Genomic DNA, 17,917 nt, shown 5'->3' with positions numbered 1-17,917 from the left:
TTTAAAAGAAGTCGTGCATGAAAATTAAAAGACTAGCCACATGTGTATTGTTATTATGTTTGGCAGCTTGTCAGCCAACCTCTCCAACCCAAACCGTGAATTATGAAGCGCAAGGTAATTTGCAATCATCCACTGCGCTAGGTTGCGTGGGCATTGATGATGTAAATTCGTCGCACACGCCTGCCGATCTATTTTTAGGTTTAACAGAGTGCATTGAACAGGATGAATTTGATAAGGCGTCAGATCTATATTTAGTGGCTATGAGCTATGGTTATTTTGATACTCGCAGAGTTGCAGATCGTTCTGGCCACCAAGCAATTATGGTATTGAGAATGAATTCCTTTGGCGACCAAGAACAACAAACCTTGAATGAACTATTAACTTACATAATGCAGAAAACATCGAATAATTCTGCTACTTGTAAACATCTGAAAAAACTAGGGAAGCCTACCTATATACCCACTTACATGATCCAACATGGCATAGGCTCGTTTACAGAACAAAAACACAGCAATGGTCTTATTGAAGATTTTGATGCCGACACTGCTTGGCAAGAGGCGCGCTCGGTAGTGGCTAATTGTTCTTAAAACCTACTCTAAACCCTATAAAAAAACGCGCTACTGCTATGTCGTTACAGGCTTATAATTGGTGCGTAAGCGGTAATTACGTTTTAGATAAATAATAAACTTAGTAAAATGTTCAAATGGTCGTATACTCGCCACCCTGGCGAGTATTGCACAGATTTTAAGCGTTAATTGGCGTTTTTTTGCATTTTACATCTCCAGATAATCATCCATTTTCTTTCAATTTAAATTAATTAGGCTTTTGTAAGGTAACAAACGTGAGCGCCATCCAATCTTTGGTTCTGAAAAGTGATAACAGTGGTTTTGACGAAACCTTGTTTGCGGCTATTGCTGATGATTTATATCACCAAGGGTACAGCATTAAACCTGTTGCGTTACCAAGTGCGCTTTGCACTTCCATGAGCCAATATCAGCTGAAAATGGACGAGCAACGTTTTAAGGCTGCTGGCATTGGCCGAGGAAATGATTACCTGAAAAATGAATTTGTCAGAACCGACGAAATTTGTTGGATCACCGGAAAATCACCAGAGGAAGTTGAGTGGTTAAATTGGACCGCCCAGCTACAACGCTATTTAAATAGCCGATTGTTTCTTGGCTTGTTTTCGTTTGAAAGTCACTTTGCGCATTATGCCCCCGGAATGTATTACAAACGTCATTATGATGCGTTTAAAGGCGAAGCCCAGCGTGTGTTATCAATAGTGACATACCTTAATTCTGGTTGGGCAATCGATGACGGTGGTGAGTTAGTCCTGTTTACCGACGATAACGACATTGAAGGGATTAAAGTTGTTCCGTTGATGGGAACCATAGTGGTTTTCTTAAGTGAAGATTTTCCCCATGAAGTTTTGCCAGCGCAACGTGATCGCTATTCAATTGCCGGATGGTATCGAGTCAACACTTCTGTTTCTGAACGAGTGGATCCTCCTTTATAAGTTTTTTGTGTAATCCAGATTTTGCTCTGGCTAGCATCGTCAATCCAATCACAAGAAGGTTAATTTTGAGCTTACAGTAGCACTGACTCGATGAATCTAAAAAGTTGACGAAAATTAAATTCGTTTCTTTTGATTTCAATCAAGTTATGGGTTTGAAAACTTTCATGAAAGCCGCAATGTATTCCTTATAGCGAGTATAATTTGATCATACAGTCAGCAATACGAGACTGCATTTGAATCTAATCTGAGCATAAGGAATTAGTATGATGAAAGTAAAAAAACACGGCTTATCTATTGGTATTGAACGAGTAGAACAGAATTTTTTCCTATCCATGCAAATTGTTGGAAAGTTAACTCACGAAGATTACGAAATTATCACACCACTTATTGACTCTGCGCTAACCCAAGTGAAAGATCCGAAAGTTAACGCCTTCATAGATGCAACTGAACTAGAAGGCTGGGATTTAAGGGCGGCTTGGGATGATTTCAAAATTGGTTTAAAGTACAACAATGAATTCAACAAAATCGCTATTTATGGCAGTAAAAAATGGCAACAGTATGCGGCGAAGATTGGCACTTGGTTTATTTCCGGTGAAGTAAAGTACTTTGACAATCCTGAAGACGCAATGGAATGGTTAAAACCTTCAGTATAGGCGACAAAAACAATCAAGTTTAGCGACCATAAGTGGCGAAATTGATTTGCATTTTTGTGGGTAATTAACCTGAGTACAGGAGCAATATGGTCTTTACGCAAGGGCAGTCGGTGCTAAACCGAATCAATAGTTACCCACAAAAACCACGCAACCAGTTGTTATGTTTACGCGACCTAATTTTACGTGTGGCAACTAATACCCCCGAAGTAAAATACCTCGAAGAGACGTTGAAGTGGGGAGAACCGAGCTACCTTAGCAAAACCGGTAGTACCCTAAGAATGGATTGGAAGCCTAAAGATCCAAACAATATCTTCATTTATGTTAACTGCCAAACTAAGTTAATAGAAACCTTTAAAGAACTGTACTGCAGACGCTTGCAGTTTGTTGGCAATCGAGCAATTTTGTTGCCATTGGCGCTCGAATTGCCTGAAACTGAGCTATACCATTGCATAGCACTCACTCTTAAATACCATAAAATTAAACATCTGCCTTTGTTAGGGTGTTAAAAACACAGTATTTGCGTGTTAGTATTTTATTCAGATGAAATCGATGAACGAGTCTCAGTCAAGGTGAAAAAAGCCAAGAAAAACCTATTTTTGGTCGAATCTCTTTGTGGTTTTTGCGCGGTTGTTGCGCTATGGATCGCAGTGATAGATTCTGGCTTTATCGTTGGCATGGAAATGATCAGTCGTGGTTTTGAGATTGGTTATTTAATTGTTTTTGGTATTATTTTGAGTTCAGTTGGCATTTGGGGGCTATTCCAATTGCTGTTAAAGTTAGTGTTTCCTGATGCCTACGAAGAGAGTATTTCTTTTTATCGTTTTCACCTGATTTGTGGTGGCATTGGCTGCGTGTTGTGTACGTTATTTTTCATCGATTACAATCCTCTTTTCGCCTTCATTTGTCCTTTTCCTTTGCTGGTTTCTAGCTACCTTTATCGTAAAAAATTACGCTTTGAACAGTTTGAATGTTGTTAACTGTGTCGGTTGTGCAGCTAGCTAGGTTTACCATAGGCTTGGCTTGGATTTATCACGGCTTAGTGCCTAAGTTGTTGCATGTTGCGCCGTTGGAAATGCTGATGACAGCCAGCCTTGGGTTTTCCCCCCAGCAAAGTTTAATAATTACGCGATGTGCCGGTGTGGCTGAGATAATTTTGGGGGTTGCTTTGATTTTGTTTTACAAAAATAGGTTACTGATTTACTTTAGCGCTCTTAATTTGGCAGCTTTGTTGATATTCACGTTAATTTTCATTCCGCAAATTTTAGTGGAAGCATTTAATCCAGTGACAACAAACATTCCACTAATTGTGTTGAGTTTTGTGTTGCTACAACAGACTCCGCGGCAACAGACGAGATTAACCGGAAGTGGAGAATGTAATGTGCACAGAAGTAGTATGGAATAGTAAATGGTAAAACGCATAATGACGTTCTTGGGCTCAATACTGATTTTGCTGGTGGCAATTTATGTTGTACTCCTTATCCTTTTTCAGCAACCCGATAAAACCGTTGCTGAACTTGCGCCTCTATGGGCGCCAGCACCTTCAGAGTTTATTGAGCTAGATGGAATGCAAATTCATCTTCGCGATGAAGGGCCAAAAGATGATCCTCTTCCAATAGTGCTGCTACATGGTACTAGTGCATCATTGCATACTTGGGAGGGGTGGACGCAGGCATTAAAGTCTCAGCGCAGAGTCATACGGTTTGACTTGCCTGGATTTGGTTTAACTGGTCCAAACCCAGAAAATGATTATTCCATTGAGCGTTATAGCAAGATAGTGATTGATGTGATGGATAGCCTTGGGGTTGATCGTTTTGTGTTGGCGGGAAATTCCTTAGGTGGTTACATTTCATGGGCAACCGCAGTGTTTTACCCGCAACGTGTTGAAAAGCTTGTTTTAGTCGATGCCATTGGTTATCCATACCAATCTACGTCGGTACCCTTAGCGTTTACAATAACCCAGCAACCGTTACTTAAATTACTTATAGGCGACATGTTGCCTCGTAGTTTAGTGGTGAAAAGTGTTAAAAACGTTTATGGTGACCCAAGCAAGGTCACACCTGAGTTGGTAGACCGTTATTACCAATTGACCACTCGTACTGGAAATAGGCAAGCGTTAGAAGCGCGCTTTGAGCAAACTCAACCTAGTGAGTTAAGTAAACGAATACCAGAGATTAAGCAGCCTACGCTGATTATGTGGGGGCAAGAAGATCGCCTTATTCCGGTCGAATTAGGAAGACGTTTTCAAGAGGAAATTGAAAACAGTGAGCTGGTTATTTTTGCTACACTTGGACATGTTCCCCACGAAGAAGATCCTGAATCTACAGTCAAAAGTGTGATTGATTTTCTGCAACAGTGAATGATTACAGAAGGTAAAACATGACACAAAATTCGCCATCAGCCAAAGCGTCAACAAGTTCGAATGTGGAAACTCAAAAGGCGGTGAAAATACCGGCGAACGTGCGCGTCATGATCGCTCTTGTGGCCTCACCTACGCTGATGGTTATTGCTTTTTCTGTCTATTCACTTTTTACCGAAAATTGGCGGGAACCCGGTGTCAGTGGGATCATTTTTTCCGCTTTAGGGATATTTGCATACTATGTTGTTATTGTCGGTAGGCTGCCCAACTGGTTTCATTTTAAACGTCAAAAATAAATCCCGATTTCCTTAGCTCTTTGTGATTGTTCACACCCCTAAATTTGGTATATGCCGTTCTTGTTGCCTTTGCATGGCGTCGAACAAAGTTAACAAAGGTTGAGTATCTGTATCGCACAATATGCTCAACGCTTGGGCCGTGGCTTCTAATGAAGATAAACTATGCTCAAGTGTAGATTTGCGAATACGGTATTGATTGTCAGGTAGGGTATTAAAATGCCAACTTGGCAAAGCATGTAACCAAGGATTCAACTGCCACATCTTAGTCGTTTTACGCCAAGTCGCATCTATCACTATTAACCTATCGGGTAATACGTTCTGAAAGTGTTTTGAGTGCTCTTCCAACGGTTGACTAAAGGCATGGGGATACAACACCCAAGTATTTTGAGAAGCAGCCATGACTTGAGTTTTTACATCAACAAAATCCTGCTGGTTTTCGCCTACGAATATTTCGCTATTTTCAATACACAAGGGAATGAGTCTTGCTGTGTTTTTGCCATGTTTCGATTCTAACGGATGCTGCAATATGGTTAATTGCAGGGGGATTTTTACCTCACTAATAAACGCGCAAATACACACTGTTTGCGGGTACTTACAGCGTCGACAAATGACTCGTTTTTTGATTGCTGGTTTTACGTAAGAGTTTGTCATGAAATATGTTAAGGTTTTTGTATCTCGAAAATGAATCCAAATTTATTATTTTTGGAACTTAATATCAGTCGCAGAGCCTTACTATAGCTGATAATCTATTAGGTATAAAAATCTTCGTGTGTTTGTCTTAATGTCAGACGCTCGTTTAAGGAATATGGATATAAAACATGTCATTTAGCGAAAACGTGGAAGTGATCCCGCCACAATTTGGAACAGACAGCATGGATAGACGCTCTGAGGAAGAAAGTAAAAAGCTTCAGAAGCAAAAGTGGTGGGTATTGAGTATCAGTTTTATGCTGGTATTTGTGGTCGCTATGATTTGGATTTGGACCCGCTCACCAATCTACCAAAGCCAAGCGATAATTCACTTTAGTTATGCTCAGCAGCTGAATAATCAACAAACCGCTGTGCCTGAAGAGCAAATAACCCTCAACAATAAGCGTCTTACCAGCAACCGAATTTTAGATAGTTTAAGCACACAACTGGCTGAGCAGTATTCGTTAAATTTAACCACCGAAGAGCTAGCCAATATGGTGTCTACTGAAGAGCACCTTGATAGCCGGATTATTAATCTATTTACCACTGGCGAAAACAAAAACCATTTACAACCTGTGCTTGAACAATGGTTGGCTTTGTATTTGGCGAGGTTAGAAGAAGAAACTCAGGAAAATACGGTAGAAGATTTATCACTAGGACAAGAAAAGCTCATTGCGCTGGAACAGAAGATTATCGAGCAGCGCGAATTAGTGGAGCAGTATAGTGAAGAAAATAACATTATTTCAATGGAGCGCGATGAAAACCGCGCGTTGTCAAAGATTAAAAGTATGGGGGCCGCGTTAGACACGGCTGAGACCCAGCAAGCAGAAGCTGCGGCAACCTTAGAAAGTGTGAAACAGAGTATCGCCCAAGGAGATTCGGTTATTCACCCTGGCGACAAAAATAGACTGGACGATATTCGCAGTACAATACGAGATACTGAAGCTGAACTATACGAGTTATCGCAGCGATATACCGCTGAATACATGCGCTTAGATCCAAGCATCGTCAACAAAAGACGCAGATTAGAAGAGTTGAAGTCCCGTTATGCTATTGTCGCCGCTGAAAGCCAGCAGAAATTTGTGGAAGATCTACAACGCACAGTGGTGGCCTCTGAACAGAAGCAAAAACAATTAGAAATTCAGCTTGATGAATTGGGTAAAGAGGCGCAGGTATTTAATCAAAAGCTAGAAGAATACGGCCGATTAATGCGTTCACTAAGTCAGTTGCAAGAACAAGCTCAGCAATTGAAGGATCAACTGGTAGAAACTGAAGTACAAAAGCCGTTCCAAGCAAAAATCAACGTATTGGAACAACCCTTTGTTCCAACTTACCCAATATCCCCTAATTATTGGCGAGATTCGGCGATTGCTTTAGCTGCAGCTACGCTGGTGAGTTTGTTTGCGCTGCTGCTATTCAGTTTTATTCATCGCCAAAAAACGCCAGCCCCAACGATGACAAGCTACAATGTTGTTCCTTCTTCTTCAGGGCTGACATTAGAGCAAAAATTGGCGGCACAGCACGCATTAGAGCAACAAAAAAATGCACAATTAGGACATCAACAAACACCATTACAATTAGCCCAAAACAATGCGCCAAGTGCAGCTCGTTTATTGTCAGAATCTGAATGTGGAAGTTTGTACAAGGTGGCTAATCGTGACGGAAAATTGGCAATTTCATTGATTTTAAATGGTGTCAGTCCTAGCGAATTACTCAATGTGACGATTCAGGATGTTGACCCAGAAACCCAGTCTTTAGAGATCTCTGGAGAGTATGCTCGAAGCGTTCCAATGACCGCCGATTGTATGGAAATTGTTGATAATTTGCGGGCCAATCAAGCTGCCGAAAGTCAATTGTTAGGTGGGCGACACGATGCTCAACAACTCGACCAGATGATGATAAACATCGCCCATGATGCCGGTTTAGCGTTTGCTGAGCAGTTTTCGGTGGCGGCGTTGCGACATACCTATTTGACCTATTTGGTTGTGCAGGGAGCTAGACTTAACGATCTAGAGCGAGTGGCAGGCTTTGTTAGCCCCACAGATCTGAGTTTGTATCGTCAGGTAAATCGTCGTGGCGAGCCGGTTGATGTTGAGCAACTCAATTTGCAGTTTCCATTAGCATAGTAACGTGAATCAGCAGCACTATGAGCGAATTTGGAATACGGTTTTACAGATTCCAATTGGCAAGGTTGCCAGTTATGGGCAAATCGCTGATTTAGCGGGTTTACCGGGACGGGCTCGCTTAGTTGGTAAAGCGTTAGGTTATGCCCCTGATTCGCTGCAAGTACCTTGGCATCGAGTACTTCGAGCAGACGGTAAAATTGCTTTTCCGGCGCAAAGTGACCAATCCAATTTGCAAACAGGGTTATTACAACAAGAGAATGTTGCAGTATTTAATAACAGAGTGAAACTGAAGGTATTTCAATGGCAACCTGACTTAGCAGAAATGCTATTTAAATTGAACTACTAAATACTTGATAAATTTAAAGATTATGTAAATGTTCTTGTACCAAACAGCAGTGTGGTTTATGTTTAAGTGTATCTATTTTAAGCAACGAGTTTTCGGCCGGTGTTAAAAGAAATTTCAATTGATGAATTGAAGCCAGGCATGTACGTTCAAGCTATTGTTGAGCAGCGTGGCAATATGAAAATCAAAAGCCAAGGAAAGGTGACTAAACGCGCTATTGTCAGCCAATTGAAAAAAAAAGGCATCATCCGACTTCTTATTGATCCGAGTAAAGAGTTTACTCCAGAGCCTGAACCAGACGTAGATAATCAAACCTCAGAAGAACAAAAAGAGCCCACTAAACGCAGGGGACATATTACTTTTGACAGTGAAATTGCAGTTGCTAAGCAATTACACGACAAAGGTAAAGTAATTCAAAATAGGATGTTTAAGTTGGTAGCCAAAGGCTTACCAATTGATTTAAAACTGCCTAGAGAATTTACTGAACAACTTGTTGGCTCTATCGATCGTAACCCCAACGCGCTGATGTGTTTAACTAAAATACGTGAAAAAGACAGCTATCTGTTGGAGCATTCCCTTAACGTGGCGATATTGCTTGCGAATTTTGCGCAATTTATTGGCTTACAAGAAATTGAAGTGCAAGAACTCGCGTTAGCCGGCTTTTTACACGATATTGGTAAAATTAAAATACCAGATAGTATTCTGCACAAGCCCGGCCGACTTACCGATCAAGAAATGAATATTATGCGCGATCACGTCTTTCTTGGGATTCAAACCTTAGAAGAAATGGGATTACCTGAACACATTATAAAAATCATGTCAGAGCATCACGAACGGCTGGATGGTTATGGGTATCCGGAAGGTTTACGAGGGGATGAAATTAGCTTATATGGCCGCATGATAGCCATAGTCGACACTTATGATGCGATAACAGCCGATCGCTGTTACAAATCAGGCATGTCTTCTCAAAAAGCCCTCAAAATATTACTGGCTGACTCACCTGTGATGTACGATCAGCCCTTAGTGCAAAAGTTTATTAAATGTGTTGGCGTCTACCCTGTAGGCAGCCTAGTGAAGCTAAACAACGAACAAGTGGGTATGGTGGTCAGTTGCAATGAATTGGCACCATTGAAACCTGTTGTGAAGATCTTTTATTCTGCCCGCACTGGAAATTATTTACCAATCAAAGAGATCGACTTGACCCAAAGCCAAATGAAGGTTGAAAAGGGGGTCAAGCCCAGCCAATTCGACATCGACTTTAATCGTTACTTTGAAGAAAATATAGCCATCTAGCATTTAGTGCAAAATACATATTGTATTAGCACTTAGATGCCTTTTGCGGTTGGCTGGCTACTGGCTATTTACCCGACTGATAAGCGCAACGCAATATTTCGCGCATTTGGTCGTCGGTGATGTGTGACGGACACAGGCCCTTATCTACTAACTCTTCTTTTACACATTCCACTGGCTTATCGGCAATGTTAGCGCTGTGCTTTTTGACATAACGTGTTAAATTTTGCTGCAACTTACGAGTTAAACAAGACATACTTCACCTGATACTTCTGGGGTTACCAATCAAAAAAACTGTACTATTCTTATACAGCATAAATCGAACCATGTTTGATATGTTATTTAAAAACAAAAGGTTAAGTGTTTTTGGTGGGGGAGGTGTTTTAGACGCTTGTCAAAAAGTCTGACAGAAAGTGTCAAATATACATCTGATTCAATGAAAGTTATGCACTGAGGTTCGGGTCACTCTGTTAGAGTTACTCGTAGAAGAATCAAACAACCTGGCTAACCTCAATGCAGGTTTTTTTAATCATTAATTAAATTATTAGGTTTTAATTTGAAGCCAATTTTAGGCAGACGCAAACATTTAATCTGGACTCCATTACAAATTAAAATATTTGTGCTGGTGGTTAGTTTGTTTAGCATGGTGTTCGCGTTAACTCTGCTGAGTATATACAACGCTGCCTATAATCAGGCTGAACGTCAATTTTTGTCTCGTTTGAACGTGGGCCGCAATGTATTTTTAAACGAGTTGGCGAATGCCAAATCGCAACTTGATCTAAATGTAGAAACGGTTTCCAAAGACTGGGCACTGCGCAGTGCCATTGGACAAGGAGAAGATGAGGAATCTATCCGTACTATTTTATTTAACTTTGGGAGCCGCATAGACGCAGATATTGCCCTAGTGTTAGATAAAAAGTTTAAGCTTATTTCCCAGTATGGTGGGCAGGACAGTCAAGTTGCCCAAGCCTTAGGCCAAGAACTGAGTGACGAACAAAAACACCAAGCTTGGATCACTATGATGGGAGAGCAGCCGTTTTTGGTTTCCGCTGAGCCTATTCGTGCTCCCGGCGTGATTGGCTGGTTAATCATGGGTAAAAAGCTCAACTTAAGCCTGTTCGAGCGAATTAAAAGTTTAATTTCTCTTGATATCAACCTTACTGTTGTCAGCGATAATCAAGCACTGCTTCCGCTATCGACTATTGATAACGACGAATTGTTAAATGATGCTATAAGAAACGCCAGTCTAATGTTGCCAGACGAAAACCGCGCTATCGAGTTTCAAACGGTAGACACCCATGACACCGTATTATTGCCATTTGTGCTGTTTGAAGATAATCGCCGACAGTTTGTCGTGGTATTGCAAGACTCCATTCAGACTTGGTTGAATACCTTACGACAATTTATGCTCGAGTTACTGCCATTCTTCGCGGTGGGTTTATTGTTAGCGGTGATTGGTTCCTACTATATTGCGCGCAGTATCACTCGACCCGTAGGTCGACTGCTGGATGCGGCTAAATTGGTCGCCAGCGGCAAATACAGTGATGCAATTCAGGTATCCGAAAAAAGTGAACTTGGCGAATTGGCGCTGGAGTTTGGCAACATGCAGCAAGCTGTTATGCAGCGTGAACAAAAGATAAAAGATCAGGCCGAAGAAATCAGGCAAACCAATAAAGCCAAATATCAAATTGAAATTGTGCAAAAAGAGCAGGAGTTGGCGAAGTCTGCCAATGAAGCTAAAAATCGGTTCTTAGCCAATGTCAGCCACGAAATACGCACACCGTTGAACTCCATTATTGGATATACCCAAGTACTAGATGATAGCCAAGCAAGCGTTCAGGAAAAACAGCAAGCAACGCGAGCGATAAACAGTAGCGGCCAATATCTGTTAAATATTATTAATGATGTTTTGGATTTATCTAAGATTGAGGCAGGCAAAATCCACCTGCAAAATATCGATACGTGCACCGTCAGTTTATTAAATGAAGTGCAGTCCTACATGCGCCGTTTTGCTGAAGAAAAAAGCTTGCAGTTCAATTTGCAACTGCACTTCCCGTTGCCCCATTATATCAATACAGATCCCACTCGATTGAAGCAAATATTGCTTAATTTGTGCAACAACGCCATTAAATTCACCGACCAAGGCCAGGTGGAGTTGCAGGTTTATTTTGATAGTTATAAACGACGTTTAATTTTTGTCGTGTCTGACAGTGGCGTGGGGATGAGTGAAGAGCAACAGTTGCGCTTGTTTACCGCCTTTTCTCAAGGAAGTTCTGCGATTAATCGTAAATATGGAGGCACAGGACTCGGTTTATATATCAGCAAACAACTGATTGAAATTATGGGGGGGCATATTAAAGTCACCTCTCAAGAAGGCGAAGGTAGCCAGTTCGCTGTTTATTTACCTTGGTCTGAAGCCCGCAATAAGGCAATGCTAACATCCCAAAAAGAAGCCGATGATATTGCCCAGCAGTACCAACACAACGACCTAAAAATACCACGCCTATCGGGACATATTCTGTGTGTGGATGATAACCAAGACAATTTACAGTTAGTCGCCTATTTACTCAGAAAAACCGGTGTGAAAATTAGTTTAGCAAGCAGCGGCATTGAGGCACTAGAGCTTGCGAAACGACATAACTTTGAGTTGGTATTAATGGACATGCAAATGCCCGAGATGGACGGTTTAGAAACCACTCAGCGATTGTTAAATTCGGGTATTCAATGTCCTATTTTGATGCTCACCGCCAATGTTGATAGCGAAAGTATTAAACAAGTGATGCAGGCAGGGGCAACAGGGCACTTTGGTAAACCCATTAAGACCGAGGCATTTTACGCTAAATTAAGTGAGTTGATGGATTTGCATACGCATAATCCAATAGAGCACCAAACCTCTCAGCCTAGCAGCGAGTTTGAGCGATTAATTGAAGACTACAAAGCTAGCTTTGGGACCAAAATTAGCGATATCCAAAGCGCTGTTGAACAGCAAAATTGGAATGAAGTGCAGCAACTTATGCATAAATTAAAAGGCTCTGCGGGTAGCTACGGATTCGACCGTATAAGTGAATTAGCGAAACAAGTGGAAGATAATTTAACTCAGCAACAATCTGAAGATGCCACCGCAAGCCTAACGCAATTAATTGAATTGATGAGAGATACACGCGCCGAAAAAAGGTAAGGATAGTTTCGCTAATCTCACAGAGTTGACGCATTAGTGTTAATCTTTGCGTTTAGATATACTCTAATTCAGTCGCGTTTTTAGCCAACAAGCGCAAATCTAAAGACAAGGAAGTAACTTGAAAGTACTCGTTTTCTTACTGCTAGCCACTATTCTGCTGACCGCATGCAGCAAACAACTAACCGTTGATACGCTTTATGCAAGTTGTCGAGATAAAACCGAACACTCCATCGTAAACTACATGGCGCAATTTCAGGTACTAAACGATATTAGCGGTGAAGAGCTCATCGGCTTGTTTGATTCAAAAGTGAGTAAAACTGAAAGTGTCGATCTATGCCAATGTTTTGTCAGTAAGTTTAAAAAACAAAGCGTCGAGGTACAAAATAAAACCCTAGCGGACATCCAATCGATTAATGAGCAGCTAAAGCCAGAACTAAAACTATTTGCTAAAAAAGGCATACTCGGCAGAATAAGCTATCGAGATGAATATCAAAAAATTGAGAGCTTTATGCCAAAAATAGCCAATATTAAACGCTTAATTAGGCAGGCAAGCGAGAACAAATACAAGCAGCAAAGGTGTTTGTTGTAATCCATTTTTTTCGCAACTAAACAGATTAATATTTATATAATAAACCCACATAAAACGTACGACCGCTGGTAGTTGAGTTGTACGCTCGATCGGTCGAATCACTGTATTGCTCTTCTCGTTGATTAGTAAGGTTTTGTGCTTCTAAGCTGAATTGCCACTGCTGATTCAACTGCAAGCTAAAACTCGCATCAATATATAAGGTGGAATGAAAACCAGTTTCATCTTCGTCTTGTAAAGTCATTGGATTGACTTGATGGATATAATTGTCTCGATAGGACGCTGAAATCCGCCCACTAAGGGTTTTGTCGTCGTAATATAATGTTACCGCAGCGGTTTTTTTCGATAAATAAGGTAACGCCTTTTGAAACAAAAACTCAGCGTCGTTATTGTAGTAATTCTTCGTTCCATCCGTATAGTTAAAGTGGCCAATTAGGCCGACATGTTGCCATCTAGATGTTAAATACGACCACTCGTAGCGCAGCATTGTTTCAAAACCCAATAGAGAAACTGACTCAGCATTTTGATTCGTGACCAGAGTAATGACAGAGCTGTCAGATAGATTGTTAGATTGCCATTTGTTTTCTAGTCCCGTTTCAGCGAGTGTTAATGATCTTGCGTGTGGTGCAATAAAATCATCAATCGATTTGTAGAAAGGCGTTACTGAAAATGATACGTGATCTCTTGCTTCCCATTCTAACGAGACGTCAATATTCGTCGAGGCATAGGGTTTCAAGTCTGGATTGGAGGCATACATAACTTGGTCGGTAGGGTCATATTCAGCATAGCCCTTCAAATCGCTAAGTGAAGGACTGGCTAAATTACGAGACAAACTGAATCTAACCCCATAGCTTAACGATGGTCGCCAAACCACATTCACACTGGGCAACCAATTTACATGTTTGTTGCTATGCTCAAGACGGGAAAATTCATTCACAACATCTGTTGTTTCTTGTTGGTAACGACTGCCTGCCACCACTGTAAACTGCTTGTATTGCCACTTTAATGTAAAAAAAGCAGATGATTTTTGTTCTGTTAAGTCGTCATCAAACTGTTCAATCAAAGCAACATTATTCGTTAGTGAATAGGGATCAATTCCAAAGTGCTGAATGGCATCGTGGGTTTGCAAGCCTAACCAACTAACGTTGGGATGAGAATCAACTAGCTGGGTATATTCCATGGGTAAGGATTGTGCTGTTGTTGACCATGCATCTAACAATAAATTAGTTTGATATATAGATAATGTTTGGGTGTCAAAGATCGTGTGTTCAGCTCCAAATTGCCATAACAGGTTAGGTGTGAATTGATATTTTAAGGCTATTCTTCCGTGTTGGTAGCGGGTCGTCGCAAAATACTCTTCTAGATCAATTTCTCGCATTTCCCAAAGATCTCGCTGAGTTAGATCACTTGCATATTGAATATCCGCAAAAAATCGGTCAGCGCGGTAATCGATACTAATATCTGACATGCCTTGGGTATAAATCTTATTGCTGGTGGGAATTTCAAAGTCAGATTTCTCGAATCCTAACAGTAACGCCAATGACCATTTTTCCGATAGGTTAAATGCGCTGTTAAATACCGCTTGTTTATAGCTTGTTTTGGTATCTTGGGCTCGGCTTTCCGTTGCTACTCTGGCATTGTTAAAAGCACTGTAGACTAGCTCATTATTGGCGTTCAACTGGGCATCAACGAATTCGGTTATGCCAGGTATTATAGGTGTTGATTGATCGCCTCGTGGATATAGGTGAAACTCATTTCTAGTTGCCCCTAACGCTGCGTGTAAAATGTCTAAACGTGCTGAAGACTTCTCACCTTGGTATTCCAAGGCCAAGTTTAGCCCTCGCCGTTGTTGTTCGCTTCGCCATAACGAATAACGATTGCCTCGCGGCATAATAACTTCATTGTTGGCGAAGCTTTGTTGTACCTCGGGAGCTAAGGCGTCTAGTGAAATTCCGGTAGGTGTGATTGCCCGCCATCTAATCGTATTTGCACCGCGTTCCTCTACGAACCTTTTTCCATAAGAGGCGGACAATAATGCCCCCCAATTACCCCATGTATTGGAGATTAAACCTGTTATACGGGGCGCGGTGTTATCAGAATATTCGTTCTTTCCAAGTTGTGGGGCGAGCACAAATTGAAATCCTTTTTGCGCAAATGGACGATTAGTTTGCAGTGCTAACGTACCCGCTAGCCCCCCAGTAGTTTGTTCTGCACTATAGGATTTTAGCACTTGCGCTTGACTGAATAGTTCAGATGAAAACACGTTGAAATCTAATGACCGATCATGTTGTTTTTGCACACGACTGTCCATCGGCGAATCGTTGTTTGCCAGCACGGGCATGCCATTTATGGTAACTAAGGTAAAATCAGGAGAAGTTCCTCGAAGCGAGACTTGACGACCTTCCCCTGCTTCTCTGGTGATCACCACCCCTGGAATTCTTTGCAATGACTCGGCCATGTTAATGTCGGGATAATTCGCCATATCGTCAGATACTAAAGCATCTGACACCGCCACTGTGTGGGTTTTTATCTGTTTCGCTTTATCTAATGAAGCCCGCAGACCCGTTACTATGATTTCATCGATGTTGCTTTTTGCTGTGTTGGGGAGGTTTTTTACGGCTCGGGATAATTCAATGCCATGGGGGGTGATAGCGTACTTCCATGGGCTTTGGCGGGTCATTTTCTCTAGAGCGGCTGAAAGACTATATAAGCCTTCGATATTTACTTTATTTTCGCTGTTATTGCCGACGCCATTGATCACAAATGGGACTTGATAAACTAAGGAGATGCGTTTTATCGCCGCCTCAATCGAGCTGTTTTGGATCTGAATAAATTGTTTTTTTTCAGTGTTTGTCTGCAAATACTGGGTGTTTTTAGCCATGGCCGAGGGCAAACAAAAAAACACACTGAGTATTAACCCGTTTACCGGGGCATAACGGCGGTATTGCCGATTATTGTATTTACTTTTAATGGCGAAACTAAATCCTAGCAATAACAATAAAGCATTTAGAAAACCGAATGCATATTGAATAAAGGTGTTTTTACTAATTGCTAAGCAGGATTTTGTCGGCTTCATAGGTCACAGTGAATTGGTGCGCGCTGGCAATTAGGGCTAACGACTGTTTGGCCTTATCAAGTGGGAAACGTCCGCTAATTTTGCGATCAAGCAGTTCTTGAGAAGCAATTTCTACAGGCTGTTCAATGTAACGTTGCATATGCGTTACTACGTCTTGCAGCGGTTGTTGTTCGACTTCCAGCCAACCGCCGCGCCAAGCCGGTAGCATAGGTAGCTGTTTGGATGGCAATCTACTGGCTTGTCCATTTTCGAGCAGAAGTTGTTCGCCTTTGGTTAGAGTGAACACGTCATCTGCGTTTATTTGCACTCGCCCCTCATAAACGGTAACCAAGGTGCGAGCATTGGTATGGTCTACATCAAATGAGGTGCCTAACACACGTATTTGCATGTCCCCCACATCAATGACAAACGGACGATTTTTATCTTTGGCAACATCAAAATATATTTGCCCTTGCTCCATTAGCGCATATCGAGACGTACTGGTTTGCTGCACATTTAGTTGGCTATTCGCATTCAAGTGAACTTGTGTACCATCTTGCAAAACTTGAGAGGAGCGAGCACCAACAGGGGCTTGAATTTGCTGTTGATATACTGCGTGAGGTACAGCGACTAATGGCGACGAATCATCGGGCGTATTTTGTACAAACAATAAAAAAGCGCTAATAAGCGCGATACAGAACAGGCTCGCAGCTATGTTGGTTGGATTGAATTGATAGAAACTAAAAGTATGGGCTTTGTGGTTATTCTGGGACTTATCCCTGACCGCGTTTTTATCATCTGTGCTACGTTTTAGACTAACATTCATTGCCGCAGTCAGTTCTGCTGATTGCATTAGTTGACTGATTTTGCGGTAAGCCTCTGCATTTTTGGGCGTGGTTAACCAGCGCTCAAATTCTACAGTTTGTTCAGCGTTAAGAGAGTCTTGTTGATCAAACCAATCTGCGGCTTGCTCTAATGTATGTTTATTCATGTACTGTTCTCAATGTACCAGATGATTTTGCATCAATTTCTTTATTAAACGTCTAAACATTAGGAAAGGTGACAATTTTTATGCTCATTTCCAATCATTTTTTTCCGCGCATAAAGCAATATCTACCATGGCACGATTAATGTGTTTTTTTACGGCCTCTAACGACAACCCCAGCTCCGTTGCAATTGCTTCTCTGCTCATCCCCTCTAGGCGGCGCATTCTAAATACTTGCTGTCTTAAGGGCGGCATCTCATCCATTACCTTTGACAATATTTTTACTTGCTCGAGTTTAATGAAATCATCTTCTAATCGCTGACCTTGTGTATGCTCGTCGACCATATCAGATTGGCTTAGATGTTTTTTTTCCGTACGCCAATGATCAAATAAAGCCGATTTAGCAACTGTAATTAAGTAAGCCAGTGGATTATTCAACCTTTGTTCTGAATCTTGTTTTAGGTTATTTCGAATCGTTCGCAACATGGTTTCTTGCAGCACGTCATTGGTCACATCAGCGTTTTGTGTTCGCGCGTGTACAAAGGTTCTGATTTTCGGCATCAGCTTAATGAAAGGATCGTTTTTTTTCATAAGAGTATTCGCTCGAACTTATAAAGTCGAAATACGAGGCAATCCTAACCCTATATTTGGTGACACCAATAACACTTTGAAATTTATCTAAAAGTAAGACAAAACTGCTCAGTGAAAATTTGCTAGTCAGGCCAATCAATAGTCAGCATTACAACCACGCGGGAGCGCGATAATACGGTTTTATTGTGACAATTTAGTGACAAATTGGCGTTGAAAAAATATATAAAAAACCCTGTCCCCTTATTAATTTTAGCG

The 17,917-nt window shown here is 41.3% G+C and carries 18 protein-coding genes; 13 read left to right on the top strand and 5 right to left on the bottom strand.

The features are described 5' to 3' along the window. Positions 1–17 precede the first annotated feature (17 nt). The 8 genes from VUI23_RS21080 to VUI23_RS21045 all read left to right on the top strand — a co-directional run bounded on the left by VUI23_RS21080 (position 18) and on the right by VUI23_RS21045 (position 4,821). The gene (locus VUI23_RS21080; protein WP_342805938.1) at positions 18–587 is read left to right on the top strand and encodes a hypothetical protein; all 570 of its coding nucleotides are present in this window, start codon (positions 18–20) and stop codon (positions 585–587) included. 254 nt (positions 588–841) lie between these two features. After that, positions 842–1,516: a 2OG-Fe(II) oxygenase gene (locus VUI23_RS21075; RefSeq protein ID WP_216047713.1), complete on the top strand. Its 675-nt coding sequence runs from the start codon at positions 842–844 to the stop codon at positions 1,514–1,516. 266 nt (positions 1,517–1,782) lie between these two features. Continuing rightward, complete coding sequence (locus VUI23_RS21070; protein WP_303501725.1) at positions 1,783–2,169, top strand: STAS/SEC14 domain-containing protein; 387 nt, start codon at positions 1,783–1,785, stop codon at positions 2,167–2,169. 86 nt (positions 2,170–2,255) lie between these two features. Further along, positions 2,256–2,675 carry a DUF1801 domain-containing protein gene (locus VUI23_RS21065; protein ID WP_252728966.1) on the top strand — a complete coding sequence of 140 codons (420 nt, stop codon included), beginning with the start codon at positions 2,256–2,258 and terminating at the stop codon, positions 2,673–2,675. A gap of 15 nt (positions 2,676–2,690) precedes the next feature. Next, positions 2,691–3,146 carry a hypothetical protein gene (locus VUI23_RS21060; RefSeq protein ID WP_303501699.1) on the top strand — a complete coding sequence of 152 codons (456 nt, stop codon included), beginning with the start codon at positions 2,691–2,693 and terminating at the stop codon, positions 3,144–3,146. Then, positions 3,137–3,571, top strand: coding sequence for a DoxX-like family protein (locus tag VUI23_RS21055; protein WP_342805936.1), 435 nt, complete (start codon positions 3,137–3,139; stop codon positions 3,569–3,571). Before VUI23_RS21060 ends, VUI23_RS21055 begins: the two co-directional genes overlap by 10 nt. Before the next feature lie 3 nt (positions 3,572–3,574). Then, a complete protein-coding gene (locus VUI23_RS21050) occupies positions 3,575–4,525 on the top strand; it encodes an alpha/beta hydrolase (RefSeq protein ID WP_342805934.1) in 951 nt (316 codons plus the stop codon). A gap of 20 nt (positions 4,526–4,545) precedes the next feature. Further along, on the top strand, positions 4,546–4,821 hold the full coding sequence (locus VUI23_RS21045; protein ID WP_252728970.1) for a hypothetical protein: 276 nt from the start codon (positions 4,546–4,548) through the stop codon (positions 4,819–4,821). Between the two features lie 30 nt (positions 4,822–4,851). Here VUI23_RS21045 and VUI23_RS21040 read toward each other — a convergent pair whose 3' ends face one another. Next, positions 4,852–5,472, bottom strand: a complete 621-nt coding sequence (locus tag VUI23_RS21040; protein WP_342805932.1) for a tRNA-uridine aminocarboxypropyltransferase — start codon at positions 5,470–5,472, stop codon at positions 4,852–4,854. 167 nt (positions 5,473–5,639) lie between these two features. Between VUI23_RS21040 and VUI23_RS21035 the strand changes: the two genes are divergently transcribed. The 3 genes from VUI23_RS21035 to VUI23_RS21025 all read left to right on the top strand — a co-directional run bounded on the left by VUI23_RS21035 (position 5,640) and on the right by VUI23_RS21025 (position 9,270). Next, positions 5,640–7,634, top strand: a complete 1,995-nt coding sequence (locus tag VUI23_RS21035; RefSeq protein ID WP_342805930.1) for a hypothetical protein — start codon at positions 5,640–5,642, stop codon at positions 7,632–7,634. A 4-nt stretch (positions 7,635–7,638) separates the two neighbouring features. Next, positions 7,639–7,980 (top strand): methylated-DNA--[protein]-cysteine S-methyltransferase, encoded by a 342-nt coding sequence (locus tag VUI23_RS21030; protein ID WP_342805928.1) that lies wholly within the window; start codon positions 7,639–7,641, stop codon positions 7,978–7,980. A gap of 99 nt (positions 7,981–8,079) precedes the next feature. Then, entirely contained in the window at positions 8,080–9,270 is a 1,191-nt protein-coding gene (locus VUI23_RS21025) for an HD-GYP domain-containing protein (protein ID WP_342805926.1), read from the top strand. A gap of 64 nt (positions 9,271–9,334) precedes the next feature. Here VUI23_RS21025 and VUI23_RS21020 read toward each other — a convergent pair whose 3' ends face one another. Then, positions 9,335–9,523, bottom strand: a complete 189-nt coding sequence (locus VUI23_RS21020) for a hypothetical protein (protein WP_216047719.1) — start codon at positions 9,521–9,523, stop codon at positions 9,335–9,337. Positions 9,524–9,823: 300 nt separating this feature from the next. On the opposite strand from VUI23_RS21020, the gene VUI23_RS21015 reads away from it, so the two are divergent. Next, the gene (locus tag VUI23_RS21015; RefSeq protein ID WP_342805924.1) at positions 9,824–12,445 is read left to right on the top strand and encodes an ATP-binding protein; all 2,622 of its coding nucleotides are present in this window, start codon (positions 9,824–9,826) and stop codon (positions 12,443–12,445) included. Positions 12,446–12,563: 118 nt separating this feature from the next. Further along, a complete protein-coding gene (locus VUI23_RS21010) occupies positions 12,564–13,034 on the top strand; it encodes a hypothetical protein (RefSeq protein WP_342805922.1) in 471 nt (156 codons plus the stop codon). A gap of 25 nt (positions 13,035–13,059) precedes the next feature. On the opposite strand, the gene VUI23_RS21005 is transcribed toward VUI23_RS21010, so the two are convergent. The 3 genes from VUI23_RS21005 to VUI23_RS20995 all read right to left on the bottom strand — a co-directional run bounded on the left by VUI23_RS21005 (position 13,060) and on the right by VUI23_RS20995 (position 17,662). After that, complete coding sequence (locus VUI23_RS21005) at positions 13,060–16,107, bottom strand: TonB-dependent receptor (protein WP_342805920.1); 3,048 nt, start codon at positions 16,105–16,107, stop codon at positions 13,060–13,062. Further along, positions 16,076–17,077: a FecR domain-containing protein gene (locus VUI23_RS21000; protein WP_342805918.1), complete on the bottom strand. Its 1,002-nt coding sequence runs from the start codon at positions 17,075–17,077 to the stop codon at positions 16,076–16,078. Before VUI23_RS21000 ends, VUI23_RS21005 begins: the two co-directional genes overlap by 32 nt. 84 nt (positions 17,078–17,161) lie before the next feature. Continuing rightward, a complete protein-coding gene (locus tag VUI23_RS20995; protein ID WP_342805916.1) occupies positions 17,162–17,662 on the bottom strand; it encodes an RNA polymerase sigma factor in 501 nt (166 codons plus the stop codon). Positions 17,663–17,917: the final 255 nt, after the last annotated feature.

The organism is Alteromonas sp. M12 (assembly GCF_037478005.1).
GTDB classification, from domain to species: domain Bacteria; phylum Pseudomonadota; class Gammaproteobacteria; order Enterobacterales; family Alteromonadaceae; genus Aliiglaciecola; species Aliiglaciecola lipolytica_A.
The sequence above is the reverse complement of the archived record's forward strand: the minus strand, read 5'-3'. Positions and strand labels throughout refer to the sequence as shown.

What these genes read in the sequence shown, in the direction of transcription:
- VUI23_RS21065 (WP_252728966.1), top strand. Translation starts at nt 2,256, where the DNA reads ATGGTCTTTACGCAAGGGCAGTCGGTGCTAAACCGAATCAATAGTTAC.
- VUI23_RS21040 (WP_342805932.1), bottom strand. Translation starts at nt 5,472, where the DNA reads ATGACAAACTCTTACGTAAAACCAGCAATCAAAAAACGAGTCATTTGT.
- VUI23_RS21035 (WP_342805930.1), top strand. Translation starts at nt 5,640, where the DNA reads ATGTCATTTAGCGAAAACGTGGAAGTGATCCCGCCACAATTTGGAACA.
- VUI23_RS21005 (WP_342805920.1), bottom strand. Translation starts at nt 16,107, where the DNA reads ATGAAGCCGACAAAATCCTGCTTAGCAATTAGTAAAAACACCTTTATT.
- VUI23_RS21000 (WP_342805918.1), bottom strand. Translation starts at nt 17,077, where the DNA reads ATGAATAAACATACATTAGAGCAAGCCGCAGATTGGTTTGATCAACAA.
- VUI23_RS20995 (WP_342805916.1), bottom strand. Translation starts at nt 17,662, where the DNA reads ATGAAAAAAAACGATCCTTTCATTAAGCTGATGCCGAAAATCAGAACC.
- VUI23_RS21050 (WP_342805934.1), top strand. Translation starts at nt 3,575, where the DNA reads ATGGTAAAACGCATAATGACGTTCTTGGGCTCAATACTGATTTTGCTG.
- VUI23_RS21070 (WP_303501725.1), top strand. Translation starts at nt 1,783, where the DNA reads ATGAAAGTAAAAAAACACGGCTTATCTATTGGTATTGAACGAGTAGAA.
- VUI23_RS21045 (WP_252728970.1), top strand. Translation starts at nt 4,546, where the DNA reads ATGACACAAAATTCGCCATCAGCCAAAGCGTCAACAAGTTCGAATGTG.
- VUI23_RS21080 (WP_342805938.1), top strand. Translation starts at nt 18, where the DNA reads ATGAAAATTAAAAGACTAGCCACATGTGTATTGTTATTATGTTTGGCA.
- VUI23_RS21055 (WP_342805936.1), top strand. Translation starts at nt 3,137, where the DNA reads ATGTTGTTAACTGTGTCGGTTGTGCAGCTAGCTAGGTTTACCATAGGC.
- VUI23_RS21020 (WP_216047719.1), bottom strand. Translation starts at nt 9,523, where the DNA reads ATGTCTTGTTTAACTCGTAAGTTGCAGCAAAATTTAACACGTTATGTC.